Genomic DNA, 19,972 nt, shown 5'->3' with positions numbered 1-19,972 from the left:
TTCATCCGCAGAACTTATTTGGTTGACTGGAACCACTCGTTCGCCGCAGCAACCATGTCGGCTCCGCCTTCCGCTCTCCATTGCGCCAGGAATGGGTCGTATTGCTCGATCGGCTTCGCCCCGGAAATAAACTGCAGCACGTGGTCATCCAGCAGCGTCGTTAGTTTGAGCAGATTTTTGGACACGGCTTCAATCGGCGGAGCCGTCGACATGGGATCCACGACGATCAGGCCTTCCGCATTGTTTTGGAACGCTTCAAAATGAGCCTGAAGCACCGGATCTTTGCGTACGCGCGCCTGCCAGTAGATTGGATATTTCTCTTCGTCGACGCCGGTCAGAAAGCTGCTCGCATTGTTCAATTGATCGTTGAAGATCGGCAGAATCGGATAATACTTGTCGTCCTTCACTTCATAATGAACGCCTTCCTGGCCGAGAGCGATGCCTTTGAACGTCTCCGGCTCCAACTTCGCGTTCAGAAATTGCATAGCGGCTTCTTTATGCTTGGAGGATTTCAAAATGCCGATATACCAGGTGGTGTTCGCTTTGGCGCCAACGGCGGCTTTCCCGTCCGGTCCCTTCAGATAAGGGATGATCGTCGTCTTGGCTTCCGGGAAGTTCTTCTCCAGCGCGGCGATCGTCGAGCCCGCGTTCCACCAGGCCAGCTTATACATGGCCGCTCTGCCGCCGGAAAACTTCTCAATCGATTCCTGAGCCGTGTTCAGCGGGGTTTCGGTATCCAGCAGACCTTCCTTGTACAATTTGTTCATGTAGACAATGTACTCTTTCATTTCCGGCTGCTCGGCCCGATGCACCAGCTTGCCGTCCACTTCCTTCCAATCGGTGTACACGCCAAACGTCGTGGCGATATCGCCGTAAATGGAATCCTTGCTCATCGTCAGCGGGATGACGTTTTTCTTCTCTTTGATCGTCTTTAGCACCGTATACAGCTCATCCCGGTTGGTCGGGATCGACAAGCCGAGCTCATCCAGCCAATCCTGCCGGACCACAAGCTCCTCGCCGATGCTCACGCCCGCCCCGGTCTCGGGAATGCCGTAGATTTTTCCGTCAATCGTCGCGCTGGCGAAGGACTCCGGCTTGATCGACTGCTTGATGTAGTTGCCGTGGGCCTCCAGAAGCGCATCCATCGGCTCGAGCGCCCCCGCCGAAGCCAGATTGTAGAACTGGGCCGCATTCAGCTTGGCGATGTCGTAATTTTCTTTGCTGGACACCATCAAGTTTAGTTTTTCGTCGGCATTCTCCGCCGGCAGCAATTCATATTCCACATGAAATCCGGTTCGTTCCTCAATGTATTTCGCCACGTATTCGGTTTTCGGATCGAACAGTCCGTATTGCATAATCATACGCAGGTCCGGCTTATCCGCGGTTCCTTCCCCTTTTGTTCCTTCCGTCGATGTGTTGGTTGTACTGCCCGAAGGCTCGGACGCGGACGGTTCCGACGTACCGCCCCCTCCGCCGCAGCCGGATAACACTAACGCGAAACTTAGAATGGCGGTGAATACCGCCGATGATATTTTCAGCTTGAAAATCATAAATAACCTCCTTCTATGTCATTCGTTATAGGGGCACTACTGCAAGCGGAGCGCATCACCTCCTTCGGGCAGACTTCCTTCTGCATCCACCCTTCCGTTTTTCAGCCTTTGATTGAACCGACCAGTACGCCCTTGACGAAGTATTTTTGCAGGAAAGGATATACGAGCAGGATCGGAATCGTCGCCAGCAGGATCGAAGAGGCTTGGATCGACTGCGGGGTGGTGTTGATCGCGGCATCGACGTTATCCTTCAGAAAATCGCCGCTGGACGAGACGAGAAGCTCCTTCAAATAGAGCTGCATCGGCTTGATGGCCGGGTCGCTGATGTAAATCATGGCGGAAAAATAATCGTTCCAGAACGCTACGGCAAAAAACAATCCGATGGTGGCAAGCACCGGCAGCGACAAGGGAAGCATGACGGAGGCCAAGATCCGGATATTCCCCGCACCGTCCAGTTTGGCCGATTCCTCCAGCTCCTCCGGAAGGCCTTCAAAGTAATTTTTGATAATCAGCATGTTGTACACATTGACCATGGCCGGGAGGAATAGGACCGGAAAAGTATTCACCAGATTCAGGTTCTGCATCAGCAGGTAGGTTGGAATCAGACCGCCGCTGAACAACATCGTAAAAACGAAGACCAGCAAGAGCCCCTTCCTTCCGCGCAATCGAACCTTCGACAACGGATACGCCGTCAACGTAGTCAGAAATAAACTGCACGCCGTCCCGACCACGGTCAGCACGATGGATACCTTAAGCGAATTCAGGAACATGGAGTCTTGAAGCACATATCGATAAGTCTCGAGTTGGAAGCCGACCGGCAGCAAACCGACCCTTCCGGAGATGACGGCGCTCTCGCTGCTTAAGGACTTGGCGAGCAAATTAACGAAAGGAAGCAGCGTCGTCAGTCCCAATCCGATAAAGAAGACGTAATTGAACACGGTAAAGCATTTCTCGGAAAACGAGGTTTTTATTGTTCCGCGCGGCGCTTGTACTCCTTCCAAGGCTTGTTTAGGATCCATTCCGCCTTATCCCCCTTTCTACCAAATCCCGCGTTGCAAATATTTGCGGCTGGCCGCGTTTCCGGTAATGACCAGCGTAAAGGAGATCACCGCTTCAAATAACCCCACTGCCGTGGAAAAGCTGTAATCCTGGCTGCCGAGCCCCCTGCGGTACACATACGTGCCGATTACGTCGGACACCTGGTAGACTACGGGATTGTACATGACCAGGATTTGTTCGGTTCCGGCCTCCAGCACATTGCCGAGCCGCAGGATAAACATCAGGATGATAATCGGCGCAATCCCCGGCAGGGTAATATGCCATAGTTGCTTCCACCGGCCGGCCCCGTCCATTCTCGCCGCTTCGTACAACATCGGATCAATCGTGGTGAACGCCGCCAGGTAGACGATCGTGCTCCACCCGGTCTCCTTCCAGCCTGCCGAAGTGATCAGCACGCTTCGAAACACACTGTTATCCAGAAAAAAAGCGATCGGCTCCATTCCCATCGCAACCAGCGCCTTGTTGACGATCCCCCCGTTCGTCGACAAGAGATCCATAAACAACCCGCCGACGATCACCCAGGACAGAAAATGCGGGAGATAAATCACCGTTTGCACCGTCCGCTTAAAGATCATATTACGCAGCTCATTCAGCATCAGGGCGATCACGATGGGTAAAGGAAACAAAATGACGATTTTCAGAAAACTGAGGATAACCGTATTTTCGAACACTTGGGCAAAATCCGGCGACGTGAACAGCTTCTCGAAATGCTTCCAGCCAACCCACGGGCTGTCCGCAAATCCGCTGAAAATGTTGAAATCTTTGAAGGCAATACTTATCCCGTACATCGGCGTGTACTTGAACAGCAAAATAAATAAAATGCCCGGCACGAGCAGCAAATAAAGATCCCATTCCTTCCGGATGTCGAGTCCCAACCGGCTCCAGTAACCTCGTTTGGGCTTGGGTGTTTGGGTAGATTCCGCCCCGGCCCCGAACTTCAAACGCATCGGCTTGCCCCCTTTCCCCTTTCATTCGTCCGCTTGTGTTCACATTGTAAAATCGGACCGGCGGGCTGAGTAGGAGAGACCAATTACTATTTGTGGTAATCTGATGGTTTCTGAGCCTCTCGAGGCAAAAAAAAGAAGCCGTGCGGCTTTCTCATTTTCTCGCTAACGCTTGCTTAAGTGCTTATTTCGGGAAAATAGGGGGATTTCTGATTCTAACGCTTGCCAGTGAGCTTATTTTGGGAAAAACAGCTCCTGTTTCGCCGAAATTTAGGAAATAAGCTTTCTGATCAGCGTTAGATTTGGCAGATCCCCGTTTGAGCCCGAATAACGCCGCTCACAAGCGTTAGAACTGAACTTTGTCGCGCCGGCCCCCCATAAATAGGGTCTGAACCTACACTTGCACACCCTGCATTTCCCCCTCATCAGCACACCTTGTCTGTAACCTGGATCTACACCTGCACCTGCACTCTACTACGCCCCCAGTCACCTATCCGCCTTGTCACCAACACCTCCCGCTCCCTTCCCCCGCAAGCGTTCAGGCCAAAACCTAACTTTATCTAGCCCCTGTACTCCCCAGGATTCACCCCCCAATATTTGCGGAAGACCTTGGTAAAATAACTTACATCCCGGTAACCGACCGAACGGGCGGCGTCATAGACCTTATGCCCTTCCTGCAGCAGCGACTTGGCCCGCTCCATCTTGCGTTCGAGCACATAATCCGAGAAAGCGACGCCCATCTCCTGTTTGAATAACCGGCTTAGATAAGAGGAATTGATGTACATGCGATCCGCCACCGTGTGCAGGGTCATTTCCTGGCCCATGTCCTCGTTCAACAAACGGAGGATCTCCTGCATCACCTGATGGCTGTTCGCCTTGCGCCGCTCCTTCACGTAAGCCACGATGCGGTTAACGATCCGCGTCATCAGCGCCCAGGTCTGCGTTTGGGTGCCGAGCAGACTTACGTTTTGAATAAACTTCGCATCTTCGCCAAGCACCTGTTTGATCGTCCAGCCCCGCTTTTGGATGATCCGCATAAACAAACCGTACACAAAAAGAACCGCTTCGTGAAAGTCGTCCGACGATTTCATCCTTGAAAACAGGCCATCCCATATTCCCTGCAACGCTTCCAGGGCCTTGGCCTCGTCCGCGGTATCCAGCGCGATCTCCAGCTCCTTTTCCAGGTTCGGCCGGATCGCAAAGGGTCGGGCGTTTTCCTCGGCCGTTTCCCGGTACGGGATGACGAGATCCTGCCCGTACACGACCCGTTCCTGGAGGGCATGGCAAGCCTGCCGGTATAACGAATCCAGATGCTCCAACGGACCTACCGCTGCGCACATGCCGGCACTGGCGGTGCGATGCAGCACTTCTTTCGCTCGGGAGAGCAGTTGGGACAAATCCGCATTCATCCGCAGCAGCGCCTCGCTGGCTTCCGTCTCCGGACCGACCACAAACACCATCATCAGATTCATGTCCGAGTCGGCCGCGATCCACCAGGTTGGGGGAGCCAAAAGCTCCTTAGCTAAGAGCTGCAGCGCAAATTTCTGGATCTCCGTCTCTTCCCCATCATCCGGATAAGGATCCAATTCCACCGCCGCGACCGCGATGCGCTCTTCCTGCCGCAGCGGGAGGTGCAATTCTTTGGCTTTGGCCAGAATCTCCTCCCTTCCAACCTTCCCGCCGGCCCATTGAAGAAAAAACAGATTTTGCAAATGCGGCAGATTGGTCAGCCATTGCTTCTCCAACGCCGCCTGGCGCCGCCATTGCTCCAGATCATGCTGCAACTGGCGCCGGGCGTCCAAGACCGCTTCCAGAATTTCTTCCTCGCCCGCGGGCTTCAGCAAATACCGGGAAACCCCGTGTTTCAGCGCGGTTTGGGCAAATTCGAAATTGTCGTGCCCGCTTAGAATAACGATTTTCATCAACCGGGTGAGCCATCCGCGTTCTTTCAGCACCCGCAACAGCGCCAACCCGTCCATGCCCGGCATTTGCACGTCGATCAGCATCAGGTCCGGCTTCTTCCGCTCCATGAGCTTCAAGGCATCCAGGCCGTTTGCCGCCGTGCCGATCATGTCGATTCCGTGCGATTCCCACAGAATGTTAAAGGCAAGCGCCTGGCGCAACCGGGGCTCATCTTCCACAATCATCAGGTTCATCGCGATCCCCCTCCCCCTCCAACGGGATGGATAATGTAACGGCCGTTCCTTCCCCCCATGTGCTCTGAACGGTCAGTTTCGCCTCCGGTCCGTAATACAGCTTCATTCTGCTTAGCACATTGCGCAGACCAAACAAATCCTTCGCCTGCTCTTCATCCTGCGAGTAGGCGGAAACCTTGCGGAGGTCCATGCGGTCCAGCTCCTGCCGGATGTAGCGGAGCCGCCCTTCCTCGATGCCCGGTCCGTTGTCCTCCACGCGGATAAACACCGTCCGTTCCCGTTCGACCCAACTGGAGATGACCAGACAACCATCCGCTTCCTTGCCTTCCATGCCATGGACGATCGCATTCTCCACGACGGGCTGAAGCAGCAGTTTTAGCAGCGGAATCCGCTTGCTTTGCTCCGATATCCGATATTCCACGCGAAAATTGTCCATAAAGCGAAGCTGCTGAATCCGCAAATAATAGGTCAAGTGGACGATGCTCTCTTCGATCGGAAACACCTGCCGCCCCTTGTTCAGGCTCAGCCGGAAAAAGCTGGAGAGGTTCATCACCATCTCGCCGATTTCGTCCGCATCGTAATTTTTGGCCATCCAATAAATCGAATCCAGCGTGTTGTATAAAAAATGCGGATTAATCTGGGATTGCAGAAATCGGAGCTCGGTCGTTTTCAGCCGCAGTTGCTGCTCGTAATGATCTTCAATCAAGCGCTTTTGCACCATGGCCATTCGATTGAAGGATTCGATCAAAAATCCGAACTCGTCCTTTCGATTTGTGCGAATATGTGCGCTAAGCTCCCCATTGCCGAATCGTTTCATTCCCTTGGCCAATTTCAGCACGGGAGAGGCGATTCCGCTATAAACGACCCAGGAAACGGTAAAGGCAAGCATCAAGCTAAGCCCGATAATGGCAAAAGTGAACATCCGCAATTGATCGGTCTCGAGGTACAGCTCGCTTTTGGGTTGGACCAGCGTCAGTTGCCAGGTCGAATAGGAGGAATGGATGGTTACGTTCATCTCCCGATCCGGGAGAGGAGCTGCCGAAGATTTGCCAACCTCAAGCAGCGCCTCCCCCCGTTCATTGAATAGGGTAATTCGGCTGTTATCGGAGGGCAGCAGCGTTTTGATAATCTTCAGTAATTTGTTCTTGCTGAACGACACGACCAGCAAATGGGCCTGCCGATCGGTATTGTACAAATCCATCGCCCGCAGAAGCGAGAGGCTGTCGGAGTTGGTCAATTGCCCAAAGGTCGCTCCGTCCGTAACCGCATAGTCCGCCTTAACATAGGAGATGCCTGTTCCGATGCGGCGGGCGGTCTCCACGAACCACTCCTTCTGCGCGTCCCCCGCCAGCTGTTTGCCCCCGTAATGGGTGGAGATCAGTACGCCCGAGGCGGGATGGTACACGGAAATTTGCGAGATATACCGGCTGACCGAAACCGAGTTCGACAGTTGTTCCAAAATATAAGAGAAAGCCATAATCGAGTGCGGAGAGAAATCGCTGCCGTTCTCATTCAGCAGCGCATTCATGGCGGGATCGCCGGCGATCAGCGTGGAAATCTCCTCGACGTTCTGAAAGACCAGGTCCAAATGGCTCATCGCCGAGGAAAGGGCCGTTTCGGTACGCTCCACCGCCTGGGCATAGAGGATATCCCGCGATCGCTCTACCGCAAATAAACTGATCAAAACCAGCGGAAGCAAGATGAGAATGAAATATCCGGTCAACCGGAATTGAATATGGTGCGAAAATCGGTTCATGATCCAGCGAATCACCGTACTCGTTCCCCCTCCATACCGAGCAGTGGCTTACCTCCGGCTCTCGTACCAACGATTGACTTCCTTCGTTATTTCACTCCCTCCTTCCGCTGTCCATCGCTCGACATATCGATCGAACGCATCCAGCGGCTCGATGCCTAAAATGATTTTGACAAATACGTCCTCCAATCGGTGCAAATTGCTGCTGTATTTACCCATGGCCGGCGTCGGAATCCCATAAAACGCGTTAGGCATAATATTACGGTGAATCGTTTGAATGTTGTCGTAAAGGTTGAAATCGCCAAGCGAGTCGAGCCGCTGCTGAAACAACATCTCATCGGGAACATCCACCAGGGATTGATAAATCCCCCGGTACAGACTTTCGTCATGCAGCGCGAAATCCGTCACGATCCGATCGCCTTCCCGCCGCCAAATTTCATTCTCAAAGCCAAGCTTCAATGTTTTATAATCACTCGCGATAAAATCCAGCATTTGAATCACCTCCGCCGCATGATCCGAATCGGCAGGAATCACGTTGTAGCCGCGAATGAGGTCGATGCCGTATACGCCTTTGTCCCCCCTGGGCCCTGTAGGATACTCCAAAGGAATCCAGCGGGCGTTCGGGTCCCGCTTCATGTTGGCGGCGATCGGGCCGCGCGTATCATACCAGGTGGCCGAGAAGAGGCCGACTTTCCCGTACTCGATCTTCTCGAACAAATTCGTTTGAAGGTTTAAGGGAAACTCCCGTTCCAACAGCCCTTCTTGGTATAACCGGGCCAAGAAGCCAAGCGCTTCCTTGGTTTCCGGCAGAATATTCCCGTAGACCAAACGTCCGTCACGTTCAAACCAAGTATCCCGTTGCGTACCGAAAGCGCCGAAAAAAGGAGAGGATCGTCCAAGGTCCGCCGTGAATGTCAGGCCAATCGTGTCCTGCAAGCCATTACCGTCCGGGTCGTCCCGGGTGAAGGCTCGCATCACTTCGTAGTATTCGTCCAGCGTTTCCGGAGGGTCCAGGCCTAGCCGATCCAGCCAATCTTTTCTCGCATACATCAATTCGATGCCCGTCACTTCGTTTAAGCTGGGTACGGCATAGATTTGGCCTCCGTATTTGACTCTGTCCCATACTTCAGGGGGGATCTTCGCTTTCAGGTGAGGGCCGTACCGGTCGATGAGATCATCCAACGGAAAAAGCGCCCCTTGTTTGACATAATTGTCAAACCACACGGGTTCGTAGGCGTGCAGCATGTCGGGGAGGTTCCCCGAGGACATGATGACGTCCAATTTCTCGTCGTAGACCTCGGTGGGGGGCGTGTTGACCTGAATATCCAGGCCGGTCTGCTCTTCGATATAACGCAAATAACGGTTGTCGTTCTCATCCATGCCCTCGGGAAAGGTCATGCCCAGATTGGAGATGACGATGCTGACCTGAGGCCGAGGACGCTGCTCTCCGGCAGGCAGCGGCTTTTCGGCATGGCCGGAGAAGCTGCATCCCATGCCCCCCGCGATACTTACCGCCAGCAGTACCGATAAAAATAGCAACCGCGTGCTTCTCGCCATATGCCCCCACTACTCCCTTCCATCTGGTGTACAATTGCTTGTCAGACTTTCGCAGCCCCTAGTTGACCGCTCCTATTGGACAATCTGAACCTCGTTAAGATCAGGATATGCGTGACCAACACGATCAATTTCTATTTATCGCCCGAAATCACAAAACAGGAGGAAACCGGCCGCAGCCGATCCCTCCTGCACTTCTATGCTATAGTTTTTTGGACAAGTATCATCCCCCCTTGAAATCCCATCGCGGCTTGGCGATATGCCTGTCACTCTTGACTTGCATGATTATCCAAACCTGTATCCGAGCCGATCTCTTTACATCCTAAAGACTTTGCCCAAGCTCCCCCCGCCTCCACCAATTTCCTGGAGACTCCTTGATTTCGATGGGTTTCGTCTACGTATATTCCTTCCACATACCCGACGGGACTTGAACTGGAGCCCTCAACGTAATCATACCGAAGGGACATATGCACGAATCCTACGTAAGTGCCGTTGGCGGCAGCAAGGTAAAGCCTGTCTTTCTGAGATGCTAGTAATTCCTCGAATTCACTTCGGAGTTCCGCCCATTCATGATCCGGCCAAAGTTTCAACGCCAAATGAGTTATTGCATCAAGATGGGTTTGATTCGCCTTCTCGATCCTCATAAAATCCCTCTGGGCCGCCCGAATCCGTAAATGTTGGATTTCCCTGCCTTTATCGCCGGAAACCCTTAGCTCGTAGATATCCGGATTCGACAGCCGACTCCACGCCTCAAACCCGAATGAATCGTCATAGTGCTTCAAGATCAGGGTCAATAAATTACCGTGCGTCACCACAACGAAGTTCATTTCCGGCCGTTGAATGAGCTCCTCGATGACGGCGACTCCCCGGATCATGGCCTCGCGCGGGGCGTTCACCCAGAATGTCCGCCAATCGCAATGCTTGAAGAACTCCTTCATCCGTAAGTTCCGCAGAGGGTTCCTGACCGCCAGCTTGGCAATGCCTAATCAGGTAAATCCGCTTCACAGCCTTCCCCTCCGTTTATTTGTAGGGATAGAACTTCTCCCGTTTCATTTCGTATTCGTTTAATTCCACAATGAGAGAGTCTCGGAAATAAACGACGCTGGCCCCGTCCCATTCATATTCCGTCCCATCAAACCTACATTTGAATGTCCATTCAACAAAGGCGGACATCTTCTCGGAGTCATACCCAATCCGATGGATATTCCAATAGATCACCTTGTTTCCGTTTTCATTCCATTCCGTAAACCACCGGTCCAATTCGTGTTTTCCTTGGATAACGGCCCCCGTGCATTCTCTAACGATTGCCTCTTCATGGACGGTGCGCGTAAACTTTTCGTAGTTTTGCTCCACCCAGGACTCGAAATATAACGCGATCAATTCAACGGCTTGATTCTTGTTCATGGAAATCTTCCTCCTTCCGGCCTTGGCCGATTCCTGCATATTCAAAAGCGCTTCGAATGTCTTCGGCGATCATCCTTCTTTTGCTCTTCTCGATATTAAAGCTATCGCCGGTTTGCGTGTAAGAGGGGTAGAATCGGACCCCGCCGAAGATATATGGCTCGTTTCTAATTTTGTAGGTTGAACCGCTTGGGATCACATTGACCCCATAATTCCTTTTGTAGATGTAGTTGACTGCTTTGATCGCAAAATCCCCCATGCACATGATGGACTTTACGCCTTTAAAGGGGGCGATTTCTTGCTCTAACAGCCGACTGCAGTTCTTGAGGGTTGACGCTGAGACTAGATAATTTTTCTTACTGCATTTCAAGGCGGTTGTTAAATAGATGCCCAGGTCATTCATTTCCCTCATTGACTGGACGCGGTACCCCGCATCCTCAAGCGCTTGACGCGTTGTTTGGAAGAAGCCGGCCTCCTCCGTAGTGTAGAAATAATCATTCGGATCTTTGGGCAGCGCCTCCGAGATCATCACCACTTTGACATTGGCATGCTGTACGCATCCCCCAGGTACAAACGCTTCTAGATTCACGTCATTACAACTTTTTTCACATATAAAACAATCGAGAATCCTAGTCACCTCCCAAGTTCAACTCCTCCACCAATTATACCATGACCTTCCACTATTAAAAAGAACATTTGTTCGCCGTTTAGATCGATACAATTCAGAAATATTTGAGAAGGCCATCCAGCTCGGAAGAACTCCCTTTACACGAAATGGTTTATCCCCCTATATCGCAAGACAGTAAATCGTACTGACCATTGAGCAGGGACAAACAAAATCCAAATCCAAACATTTCCGTTCTTTTTAACCGGATATCCATGAGATGAATTCCCGAAGATAACGGTAACGACAATTCATTACTTAGAGATACGTACCCTTGATCGTTCCATTCCGGTGAAACTTTAAATTTCTTTTCCCCTTCGAACACGATCTCTCCATCGATGAATATATTGATTTCGTCGCTGAAACCAAACTTCAGAGTGACGGTGGATTCCTTGTCCAATGCGAATTTTCGAGTTAGTCTTGCCTCCGACACCGACGCGGGGAGAAATCGATGTAAATTGAAGTTCCCGTTCTCTTCGCAGGCAACGCGACCGTAATCATGAAGGAACCATTCCGTTATGACTCCTTCAGGCATGGGTTGGTTCGTTTCAATAAAGTCAAGGTCAGTACTCCGGGACGTATCGCTGATGCGTAAATCACGGAAATAAGCCGGCTTATAGCTCCATAATCCGATGAGTCCTTTATTATGGGCGTGAGCTAATTGAGGCACAACAAGTGGGGGTTGATCGTTTAATTGAATCACGGCACGTTGATCTTTAAAGTCTACTCTTAAATGAAACCAATCGCCCTTTGGAACTTCAACCGCCTGCTGCGCACCGGTCCCATGATAGATTTGCCATGTGTTTATTCCGCGAAATACGGGATCATATTGCAAAGCATCCCATCTCCCGCTAGTATGAGGCTGCCCATAAGCCAGTTCATAATTCAACGGGTCGGCAATTCGAAACGCCAGGCCGCAATAGCTCGTTTCATCCGAACCGATCTGGACATCAATACTCCCCTCAGCAACAGACAAATTCGGGATCATAGCCAGTCCATTCAAGCGCAGACTTTCATATCCCCGCCAAGTTGTAACGGACGCTTCCGCCTGATCCTGTAAAACGAACTCGCTCCATTTTGTTAAATCAACCCGGAAATCGCTCATTGCAAACATCTCCTTCAAGATCGTATCTGGATTTTGCCGGCTTCCAGCTGGCAAATCTACTTATTTCACCAAACCTCCATGGTAAATTAATTCGTATACTTGCACATCATTATGAAATATTTTTTCTTTACCGTGAAAATGTTTGAAGTCTCCTTCATTATGATCCACGTAACGCAGATGGTTTTCTGAATGATCAAATCCCCCGAGGAATCGGCCTTCGCCATACATTTTGGTTAAGCTGCCTATAATCATCCTTCCCGCTTCTTGAGACGTTATGAGGCTGGGATCCAATATGTAACCATAATAGTTCATAGCCCAAATCGGCTCAGATTGAAAGTAAACCACTTCTTGCCCGAGAAAATCCTCCTCCCCGAAATAACTGTCATGGTAAGCCCACTCATGCTCAATAAACTGTATATCCTTTGCACCTAGTCTGTAAGGTAACAGTTTTTTCGCTTCTCCGACGTACGTTTTGCTTTTTGCCTTTACGATGAATTGCTCAAGATCGGTCATGCAGTACTTGTTATTCACAGTTCTCATCATCCTTTCTGCCTTATTTATATACAAAACGTCCTAACCAGAGATAGCTCTTATCTTAGGCTAGGACGCTTGTTGTCGGCTGTATATGTTGTTGAAGTGGTGTATAATCGATTTAAGAATAATATTATAACCCTTGTTGGCAAAGAGAGTTGATTATAAAATGCTAAAGGAACTTATAACACGAGTTATTGATATTTTGAGCATGGCAGCTATGGCGTGGGTACTGTTCATTGGTTATTTTGTTTTCTTTGATCGACCAACAGCCCCCGGTGACATCGCCGCATTGTATACAAGAATGGGATATTCTTGGCTCGCATTGCTTATTATATTGCTATTAAGATCGATTTTGAAGAGGAAGCTCTAGCAAAATAGGTGATCTCCTAGTTAAACCATCCACCGGCACTAATGATCCCCTTGGTTATCGGGGGGTATACCTCGCTCAAGATAAGCGCTGCGATCAACATCATAAGCAGAATTTTTGGATATTTGTCCCGCATACAACGAACCGTTTGGTATAAACACAGCACTAATAGAGGGATCGTTATCAGGGATGTAATATGCCAACCCGACCGCCCCTCCTTCGTCCAGCTCCCCGCTCCAATGAAATCCAAAAAGCTGTCCAGCAAGGAGTATCCGTACAAATGGTTGCTTCCCAATATCAACAACACAAAAAATGCCGTCATCCATAACCAGCCATAATTTAACCGATGACCCTGTTTCAAAATCCAACACCTTCCGTCATCTTATTTGTCCACTGGAACAAAGGATCAAAACAAACGGTCCCATCCGAAGACGCTCATGTTCCTACTTCCCTTAGTATATATTAAAAAAAGAACCCCTGCCAAAAGCAGAGGCCCCTTATCCTGACGAGTCAATTATTCCACCATCAGCTTCGTTTTGATCTCCGGGACCGACATCCCTTCGGAACGCAGTTGTTTGATCCGCGCGATCCGTTCCACCGTCTCCTCGCGTCGATACCGGCGCGTCAGGTTCTCCTCGGCCTGCTCGAACGGCAGCATGCCTTCCTCCGTATAGAACTTTAAGGTGCTGTAGCGGGTCGCCGTCAGCCGTGCCAGTTCGCCGATCGTGACGAACTCCGAGGCCAGGATAGCTTCCATCGAGCGTTGTCTGGACATGGGGCAGGACTCCTTTAGATCGGACGTTTCGGAAGCAGCCGCACCCCTTGGATCGGCACGCGCACCGTGACAAAATGCGGGACCGCTTCATAAACCAGATTGTCGATTTTGATCGTGGGGATCTCCCCCTCCTTCAGTACGGTAAATACGTGGCCTTGCGCCTCAAGCCGGTCCTTGACGGCCTCCAGCCGTTTCTTGGAGTTGGAGAACCAGGCCTCCGTCTCGATAAACACCGCCTGCGACCGTTCCAGCAGCGGGAACAAGAACAGCATTCCGGTGCCGACTGAAGTGCGGACGAACGTTTTTTTCATACGCAGGGCATGCTTTACCCCCAGTTCCCATCCCCGATAAATTCGAATTGGAAAAATCGCGTGAGCCAACGGGTTGCTCAGGTCCAACTCGTTCATTCTTGCCGCCACAAGATCCAGCTCATTCCGCGAGAAGATGTCCGGCAAACAGCCGCTTTCCCGCAGCAGCCACAACAGGCAAACCGTATCGTCGCTGACCGGTCCAGCCTCCAGAATCTCCGCCCGGAGCTCCTCCGTAATGCTCGTATATTCATGGATAGGACAGCGATACTCCTTTGTTGACACGCCAGCCGATTCGTAAAACATATCGCACCCGAGCAAATTCGGAATCTCCTCCATCTTCCCCAGATCCGAAAGGTTGCTCGCCATGACGCGCTCGAAACGGGCCAACTTCCGTTTGGACAAGGAGGAAGCCTGCTTCAACCACCACGGCAGCTTAAAATGGCGGCCGCGCGCTTTCGAAGCGATCGGCTTCAAAATCGGCTCACGGTAAGCGAGGTCTTCGTTCGCCCCCTTTCCTTCCGCCATCGGTGCGTATGCAATCTTGCCATTCACAGCGGTAAATCCGCCTTCCAGGTAGACCTCCAGAATAACCGCCGCCGCCATCGTGCGGAGCGAAATCTTCTTCACGGTCGTCATCATGTTGCTTCGCTGCGCATTCAGCGCGATCATCGAAAAGCGCTGGGCCAAGGTAAGCTCCGTAAACTCTGCCATCGCCAAACTCCCCCTATCGTTCTGGAATCGAGTGACCTCCGCCATCGTAACGTCATTACGTCACTCCCATAGCTTCCGCTTCCTTTTCCACGCTTATCACTTATTACTTACTACTTACCACTTACTATTTACAGCATATTCCTTTCGGAACGTTTTGTCAATTGGGGATCCGCGCATTTCTAACTTCCTCCACTGCCCTTACTTTTGGAGCACCACAAGCCCGTTGGCGATCGCCGACTCCATAAACGGACTCGCCGGTCCGACGCTAAACAGCCGCAAATGGTGCATCGCCCGGGTGCAGGCGGTGTAAAACAATCGCCGGACGCCCTCCACTCCATACGCCCGTACCGAAGCATCGTAAATAATCACCGCGTCAAACTCGATGCCTTTGGCCAAATAAGCCGGAATGACCACCACGCCTTGCTTGTATTCGATCGAATCGCGGGTTACCAGCCTAAACTCGCCGACTCGTTCCTGTTCCAAGGAGGTATAAGCGGCGGCACTTTCCGCCGCCGACCGGCATACAATGGCGATCGTGGCCGCTCCGCGCGCTTTCAGCCCGGCGACCTCCCGTTCAATGCGGCGGTGCAGCTCGGCGAAGTCGGCTACCTGCGTCAGCGTCGGCATGTCCCCGCTCCGCTCGAACGGTTCAATTTGATCACCGCCGGGGATCAGACTCCGCGTAAATTCGGCGATCGGTCGGGTCGATCGGTAGCTGCGGCGCAGCAGGATCGTTTCGGTCGCTTCCGGCCCGTAGAGGCGATTCAGCCCTTGAAAATCCGCCGTATCGGCGGCATGGGCGAAGATCGCCTGGTGGAAATCGCCCAGTACCGTAAGCTTAGCGGCGGGAAACAGCCGTTTGATAAACTCAAACTGGAGCGGTGAGTAATCCTGCGCCTCGTCGATCAAAACATGGCGGATCGTTACATTCGCTTGGAACCCGAGAATCAGTTCATGCAGCAGCAGAAACGGAGTGGCATCTTCATATAACAGCTTGCCATCCTCGAGGTTCTTGATCGTGACGCGGCAGATGTCCGGCCAGGCTTCCCTCACCTCCGGCGCCTCCGTTTCCAGCCAGGAGCCGGCATGGACCGGGGGCTCGAAGAACTGCTTATAAACGCCAGTCAAGTCGATGAAGCGCAGCTCGCGGATCCGCTCCCGCACCGCCTTCAGCTTCTTGCGCACGACCATGCGCGCAAGCTCCCGCGCCAAGCGTTCGCCTTCGATCTCCTCGTCCGAATCTTCGGTTAGGCCGTACTTATTTCGAATCCGCTCATAAGCCCGTTCGTATTGCTCGTTGCTTAGCAGCTCAATCGCGTCCTGTACCCATGGTTTGCGGCGCTCCAGCTTCTCGAATTCGCCGATCCGTTCGTTCAGCCACGTCTTCAGCCGTTCGATCCTCCCGGACAAACGCAAAGTCTCGCCCCCGCCGTAAAATTGGGCGGCCATTTCTTCGGCCGAGACCCATGTGTCCCCCCGGAAAAGCAAAGGTTGGAACCGCATGCCGCCTTGCTCCAACGACAACCGGTAGGCCTGGATCGCCTCGAAAAAAGACGCCGACGCTTTGACCCGGATGGCGGCCATCCGCGCCGGGTAATCCGGGCTCCCCTTCGCCGTCAGCGCATATTCCAACTGCGTGTAAGCATCCTCGACCTCGAACAGGCTCCCAAGCCGATGCTTGAGGAATTCCTGGAACGTGACCTGCTGCATGTTTTCCTCGCCGAGCTCAGGGAGAACGCCTGCGACGTAAGTCTGAAACATGACGTTCGGCGAAAATAATACGATCTGATCCGCCGTCATCCGATCCCGATATTTGTAGAGCAGATAAGCGATACGCTGCAAAGCGGCCGAGGTTTTCCCGCTGCCGGCGGCACCTTGGACGATCAGCAGCCGGGCGCGGTCATGCCGGATAATCCGGTTCTGCTCCTGCTGGATGGTAGCCACGATGCTGCGCATCTGCGAATTCGCGGTTTGGCCAAGCACTTGCTGCAGCACCTCGTCCCCGATCGTCAACGAGGTGTCGAACATCGATTCGATCCGTCCCCGACGAATGAGATATTGCCATTTTCGCTCCAATTCCCCGCGAATCTTCCCGCCAGGCGTAACGTATTCGGCAGGGCCTGGCGCGAAATCGTAATATACGCTGGAGATCGGGGCGCGCCAGTCATAGATCAGAAACTTCTCCCCGTTCGGATCCATCAAAGAGGAGACGCCGATATAAACCCGCTCCGTTTCCGGCTCCCCTTCTTCGGTGAAATCGATGCGCCCGAAGTAGGGGTTCTCCCGCATCCGCAGCAGCGCCGCCCGGCGTTTGGCCGCTTGACGATGGCTGCTTTGGCTTAGCGACAACACCTCGGCCTGCTGGCGCAAGCTGATGACCGTCTCCAGAAAGTCGTCAAAGTTATCCAGGTTCACCGTGACATCCTCCCAGAAATGCTTGCGGAACTCGACAACCTCATTCCTGCGGCGCGAAGTATCCTCCTCCAGTTCGCCGATGCACTCCGCGAGGACCTCCATGACGCGGTCCAACCGTTCCTGTTCTCGCTTTAGCTCCTTATCCATAATCAGCACTCCTTCTTTGCAAAAATGGGGGTTGACGCAAGGCGTTTTTTTCTGTACAATAAAATTAGGATATCTATATCTACACAAGAATTATTGACGCATGCTATTAAAATATAGCATGTTTTTTGGCGTATATCAATGAAAAAAAGCCTCGCTCCCCCCAATCCAGGGAAGAGACGCGGCTTTTTTTCATTCCATCGGAACCTCCGCAGATTTTTGCCGTCCGCCACGATTAAGGCAACGTTGTGATCTTCTTGGCGATCGGCGTTCTTGGCTTCGCAGCCGGCACTTCCGCCGGGTACCCGATGCCAAATACCCCAATTACCTCGTAACCCTCCGTCACGCCAAGAAGCTCCCGGTTGTGGGGCAAGCCGCCGATGGACGACCAGAACGTGCCAACGCCCGCCTCATGTGCCGCCAGCAGGAAATTTTGCGCGAAGCAAGCGGCTGCCATCACATTCTCGTCGCGTTCAATTCCAGTAGCTCCGGGTTCGGACAATAGCGCGAGTACGACGGGAGCCCCCCAGAAATCGCTCTTGTGCTTCAGCTTCGCCCGCGTTTCCGGCCCGATGCGAAGCAGCTCCCACGGTTCATTGCAGCGATGGTTCGGCGCGAAGCTGGCCGCTTCCAGCCAACCCATCAACGCTTCTTCGTTGACCGGATCCGGTTTGAACGCCTTGATATTTCTCCGGCTTTTGATTAGATCAATCGCACTTATACTCATCAATAACGGCCTCCCTTTAGCTCCAAAATGAATAACCCGTCAATCCCTCATTCGTATACATATGTATACAAAGAAGAGATCGATTGTCAAGTTTCCCCCTCCGCCACATTGGCGCAAAAAAAAAGACAGCCTCTAGGAGAGCCCTGCAAAAGCCTCGTTTCTAGGTTATTGGGGGCTCGGAACTGGAAAATAAATTCGATAAAACGGAAAAAGCAGCTTCATCCTCACCCGAGGATGGGCTGCTTTTGCTCTTTTAACTTCACCATCCGTTTTACGTTTACAACAAACGCGGTGAGGTAGGCTTGTATTCGCATGCGGAAGAGACCCCGGTACCTGGCTGTATCCATACCGTGGAATCTCTTCATTTCCGCGTTCTTGTGTTCAATGATCGGTCTGCGCTTGATTCGTTCCTTGAACGTATCACTGAACTCGAACTCGATCTGTTCCTTATAATGTTCGGCGATGATCCGAATCGAGTAAGTCTTACTCTTGGCGCCCGGCTTGTAGCATCCTTCGCGCAGCGGACAGGTTTTGCATTTCTCGACGTCAAAGTAAAAGACGAGTGATCGGCTCTCTCCGCTGGTCTTGCTGCCTTGAATCGCCTTCCGTTTGTTTCGCTCACCGGCCGGACAAACGACGAAATCGGCATCCTTGTTATACTCGAATCCTTCTTGACGCTCGCCCCCTTCGTGGACAATTGGGTTTAAGGGCACGACAGGCGATATGGTTTCCTTTTTCATTCTCGCCAGATTATCCTTGCCCGAATAGGCGGTATCCGCAATGATTTCGTTTACGGTTACACCGTTTGCTGTGGTTTGTTCGAGCAATGCCGGTAATTGCTTGCCGTCGTCAGTGCTTCCCGGTGTTACCTCCAGCGCGGTAATGATCTCTTCCTCCGTCATGGCGATATGTTCTTTGTAGCCAAAGAACGATTTACTACTACTCTTCCAGCCGAAACGTGCATCCGGGTCGATGGCGGAGAGAATCCCCTTTTGTGAGAGGAGTCGCTCATCCTCGATGATTTGTTTGGCGATGCCCAGTTTCTCACTCACCGCTCCTTCATGGTCCGGAAGCAGTTCCTCCACGGTCTCTCCCAGTTGCGCCAAGTAGGTCAGCATGGTTTTCTCCGCTTCCGTATCTTCGCTTTTAACGGAGGGCAGCTTAGGTAGTTTCTTCTCCAACTTGGGGTGGCGTTTGACTACGACGCGAAACAGACGCTTGGCCGCGTCACGCAGCACGTCGAACGGCTTTTGTTTTGGGCTGCCGGCCCGTGTATGCGTGGCATCCAGGATAATGGTTTTGCTTTTGACTAAGCCTTGCTCAATGCATTGACTGACTACATGCTTCAGTACGTCTTCGACCTGACTTGCTCCTAGCCGGTGATTACGAAACCGCGACAGCTGGGAGGCGTCTGGCAGCGGATCCTCCGGATTGATCCCGAGAAACCACTTGTAAGCCAGATTCACCTCAGCTTCCTGAATCATTCGCTCATCCGAGAGGTTGTACAGGATCTGTAAGAACAGCAGGCGAAACAACAGTTCCGGCTCGTTTGCCGGTCTGCCGTAATACTTGCAGTAGGAATCCTCCACTAGTTCGTATACAAATCCGAAATCCACCGCAGCATCGATCTTGCGAAGCAGATGGTCTTCCGGCACAAGCTGATATAGCTCCGCATGGAATGATGCGGTTAGTTGTCTGGCTGGCTGCAGCAAAACGGCTCAACTCGCTTCTCTTTTTCTTCCAGTATACAGCAAACCCAGCACCGAAGGGGTACTGGGTTGCTTTTTACAGAAACTGTATTC

At 52.2% G+C, this 19,972-nt stretch carries 17 protein-coding genes; all 17 read right to left on the bottom strand.

Going from position 1 to position 19,972, the window contains the following annotated elements:
- Positions 1-14: 14 nt before the first annotated feature.
- Complete coding sequence (locus ACZF99_RS10045) at positions 15-1,550, bottom strand: extracellular solute-binding protein (protein WP_483611346.1); 1,536 nt, start codon at positions 1,548-1,550, stop codon at positions 15-17.
- Between the two features lie 101 nt (positions 1,551-1,651).
- Entirely contained in the window at positions 1,652-2,569 is a 918-nt protein-coding gene (locus ACZF99_RS10040) for a carbohydrate ABC transporter permease (RefSeq protein WP_483611344.1), read from the bottom strand.
- 18 nt (positions 2,570-2,587) lie between these two features.
- Positions 2,588-3,556, bottom strand: a complete 969-nt coding sequence (locus tag ACZF99_RS10035; protein WP_483611342.1) for an ABC transporter permease — start codon at positions 3,554-3,556, stop codon at positions 2,588-2,590.
- A gap of 557 nt (positions 3,557-4,113) precedes the next feature.
- Complete coding sequence (locus ACZF99_RS10030; RefSeq protein ID WP_483611340.1) at positions 4,114-5,709, bottom strand: response regulator transcription factor; 1,596 nt, start codon at positions 5,707-5,709, stop codon at positions 4,114-4,116.
- Positions 5,684-7,480, bottom strand: a complete 1,797-nt coding sequence (locus ACZF99_RS10025) for a sensor histidine kinase (RefSeq protein ID WP_483611338.1) — start codon at positions 7,478-7,480, stop codon at positions 5,684-5,686. Before ACZF99_RS10025 ends, ACZF99_RS10030 begins: the two co-directional genes overlap by 26 nt.
- 33 nt (positions 7,481-7,513) lie before the next feature.
- A complete protein-coding gene (locus ACZF99_RS10020; protein WP_483611337.1) occupies positions 7,514-9,019 on the bottom strand; it encodes an extracellular solute-binding protein in 1,506 nt (501 codons plus the stop codon).
- Positions 9,020-9,282: 263 nt separating this feature from the next.
- A complete protein-coding gene (locus ACZF99_RS10015; protein ID WP_483611335.1) occupies positions 9,283-9,954 on the bottom strand; it encodes a GNAT family N-acetyltransferase in 672 nt (223 codons plus the stop codon).
- An 82-nt stretch (positions 9,955-10,036) separates the two neighbouring features.
- Complete coding sequence (locus ACZF99_RS10010) at positions 10,037-10,420, bottom strand: nuclear transport factor 2 family protein (RefSeq protein ID WP_483611333.1); 384 nt, start codon at positions 10,418-10,420, stop codon at positions 10,037-10,039.
- Positions 10,398-11,006, bottom strand: a complete 609-nt coding sequence (locus tag ACZF99_RS10005) for a uracil-DNA glycosylase family protein (RefSeq protein WP_483611331.1) — start codon at positions 11,004-11,006, stop codon at positions 10,398-10,400. The genes ACZF99_RS10010 and ACZF99_RS10005 overlap by 23 nt, the downstream gene beginning before the upstream one ends.
- Positions 11,007-11,196: 190 nt before the next feature.
- A complete protein-coding gene (locus ACZF99_RS10000; protein WP_483611329.1) occupies positions 11,197-12,186 on the bottom strand; it encodes a LamG domain-containing protein in 990 nt (329 codons plus the stop codon).
- A 60-nt stretch (positions 12,187-12,246) separates the two neighbouring features.
- Positions 12,247-12,717, bottom strand: a complete 471-nt coding sequence (locus ACZF99_RS09995) for a DUF5680 domain-containing protein (RefSeq protein WP_483611327.1) — start codon at positions 12,715-12,717, stop codon at positions 12,247-12,249.
- Between the two features lie 411 nt (positions 12,718-13,128).
- Positions 13,129-13,458 carry a hypothetical protein gene (locus tag ACZF99_RS09990; protein ID WP_483611325.1) on the bottom strand — a complete coding sequence of 110 codons (330 nt, stop codon included), beginning with the start codon at positions 13,456-13,458 and terminating at the stop codon, positions 13,129-13,131.
- Positions 13,459-13,601: 143 nt separating this feature from the next.
- A complete protein-coding gene (locus ACZF99_RS09985; protein ID WP_483611323.1) occupies positions 13,602-13,862 on the bottom strand; it encodes a helix-turn-helix domain-containing protein in 261 nt (86 codons plus the stop codon).
- Between the two features lie 14 nt (positions 13,863-13,876).
- A complete protein-coding gene (locus tag ACZF99_RS09980; RefSeq protein ID WP_483611321.1) occupies positions 13,877-14,884 on the bottom strand; it encodes a hypothetical protein in 1,008 nt (335 codons plus the stop codon).
- Between the two features lie 198 nt (positions 14,885-15,082).
- Entirely contained in the window at positions 15,083-17,446 is a 2,364-nt protein-coding gene (gene helD / locus ACZF99_RS09975; protein ID WP_483611319.1) for an RNA polymerase recycling motor HelD, read from the bottom strand.
- A 232-nt stretch (positions 17,447-17,678) separates the two neighbouring features.
- Complete coding sequence (locus tag ACZF99_RS09970; RefSeq protein WP_483611317.1) at positions 17,679-18,170, bottom strand: nitroreductase family protein; 492 nt, start codon at positions 18,168-18,170, stop codon at positions 17,679-17,681.
- Positions 18,171-18,394: 224 nt separating this feature from the next.
- Complete coding sequence (locus ACZF99_RS09965; RefSeq protein ID WP_483606049.1) at positions 18,395-19,882, bottom strand: IS1182 family transposase; 1,488 nt, start codon at positions 19,880-19,882, stop codon at positions 18,395-18,397.
- Between the last annotated feature and the right edge of the window lie 90 nt (positions 19,883-19,972).

The organism is Paenibacillus sp. JL3B1040 (genome assembly GCF_057063165.1).
The sequence above is the reverse complement of the archived record's forward strand: the minus strand, read 5'-3'. Positions and strand labels throughout refer to the sequence as shown.

Coding starts and splice junctions, on each gene's coding strand:
- ACZF99_RS10035 (WP_483611342.1), bottom strand. CDS start 3,556: ATGCGTTTGAAGTTCGGGGCCGGGGCGGAATCTACCCAAACACCCAAG.
- ACZF99_RS10000 (WP_483611329.1), bottom strand. CDS start 12,186: ATGAGCGATTTCCGGGTTGATTTAACAAAATGGAGCGAGTTCGTTTTA.
- ACZF99_RS10010 (WP_483611333.1), bottom strand. CDS start 10,420: ATGAACAAGAATCAAGCCGTTGAATTGATCGCGTTATATTTCGAGTCC.
- ACZF99_RS10045 (WP_483611346.1), bottom strand. CDS start 1,550: ATGATTTTCAAGCTGAAAATATCATCGGCGGTATTCACCGCCATTCTA.
- ACZF99_RS10015 (WP_483611335.1), bottom strand. CDS start 9,954: ATGAAGGAGTTCTTCAAGCATTGCGATTGGCGGACATTCTGGGTGAAC.
- ACZF99_RS10040 (WP_483611344.1), bottom strand. CDS start 2,569: ATGGATCCTAAACAAGCCTTGGAAGGAGTACAAGCGCCGCGCGGAACA.
- ACZF99_RS09985 (WP_483611323.1), bottom strand. CDS start 13,862: ATGTCCAGACAACGCTCGATGGAAGCTATCCTGGCCTCGGAGTTCGTC.
- ACZF99_RS09970 (WP_483611317.1), bottom strand. CDS start 18,170: ATGAGTATAAGTGCGATTGATCTAATCAAAAGCCGGAGAAATATCAAG.
- helD (WP_483611319.1), bottom strand. CDS start 17,446: ATGGATAAGGAGCTAAAGCGAGAACAGGAACGGTTGGACCGCGTCATG.
- ACZF99_RS10020 (WP_483611337.1), bottom strand. CDS start 9,019: ATGGCGAGAAGCACGCGGTTGCTATTTTTATCGGTACTGCTGGCGGTA.
- ACZF99_RS09980 (WP_483611321.1), bottom strand. CDS start 14,884: ATGGCAGAGTTTACGGAGCTTACCTTGGCCCAGCGCTTTTCGATGATC.
- ACZF99_RS10030 (WP_483611340.1), bottom strand. CDS start 5,709: ATGAACCTGATGATTGTGGAAGATGAGCCCCGGTTGCGCCAGGCGCTT.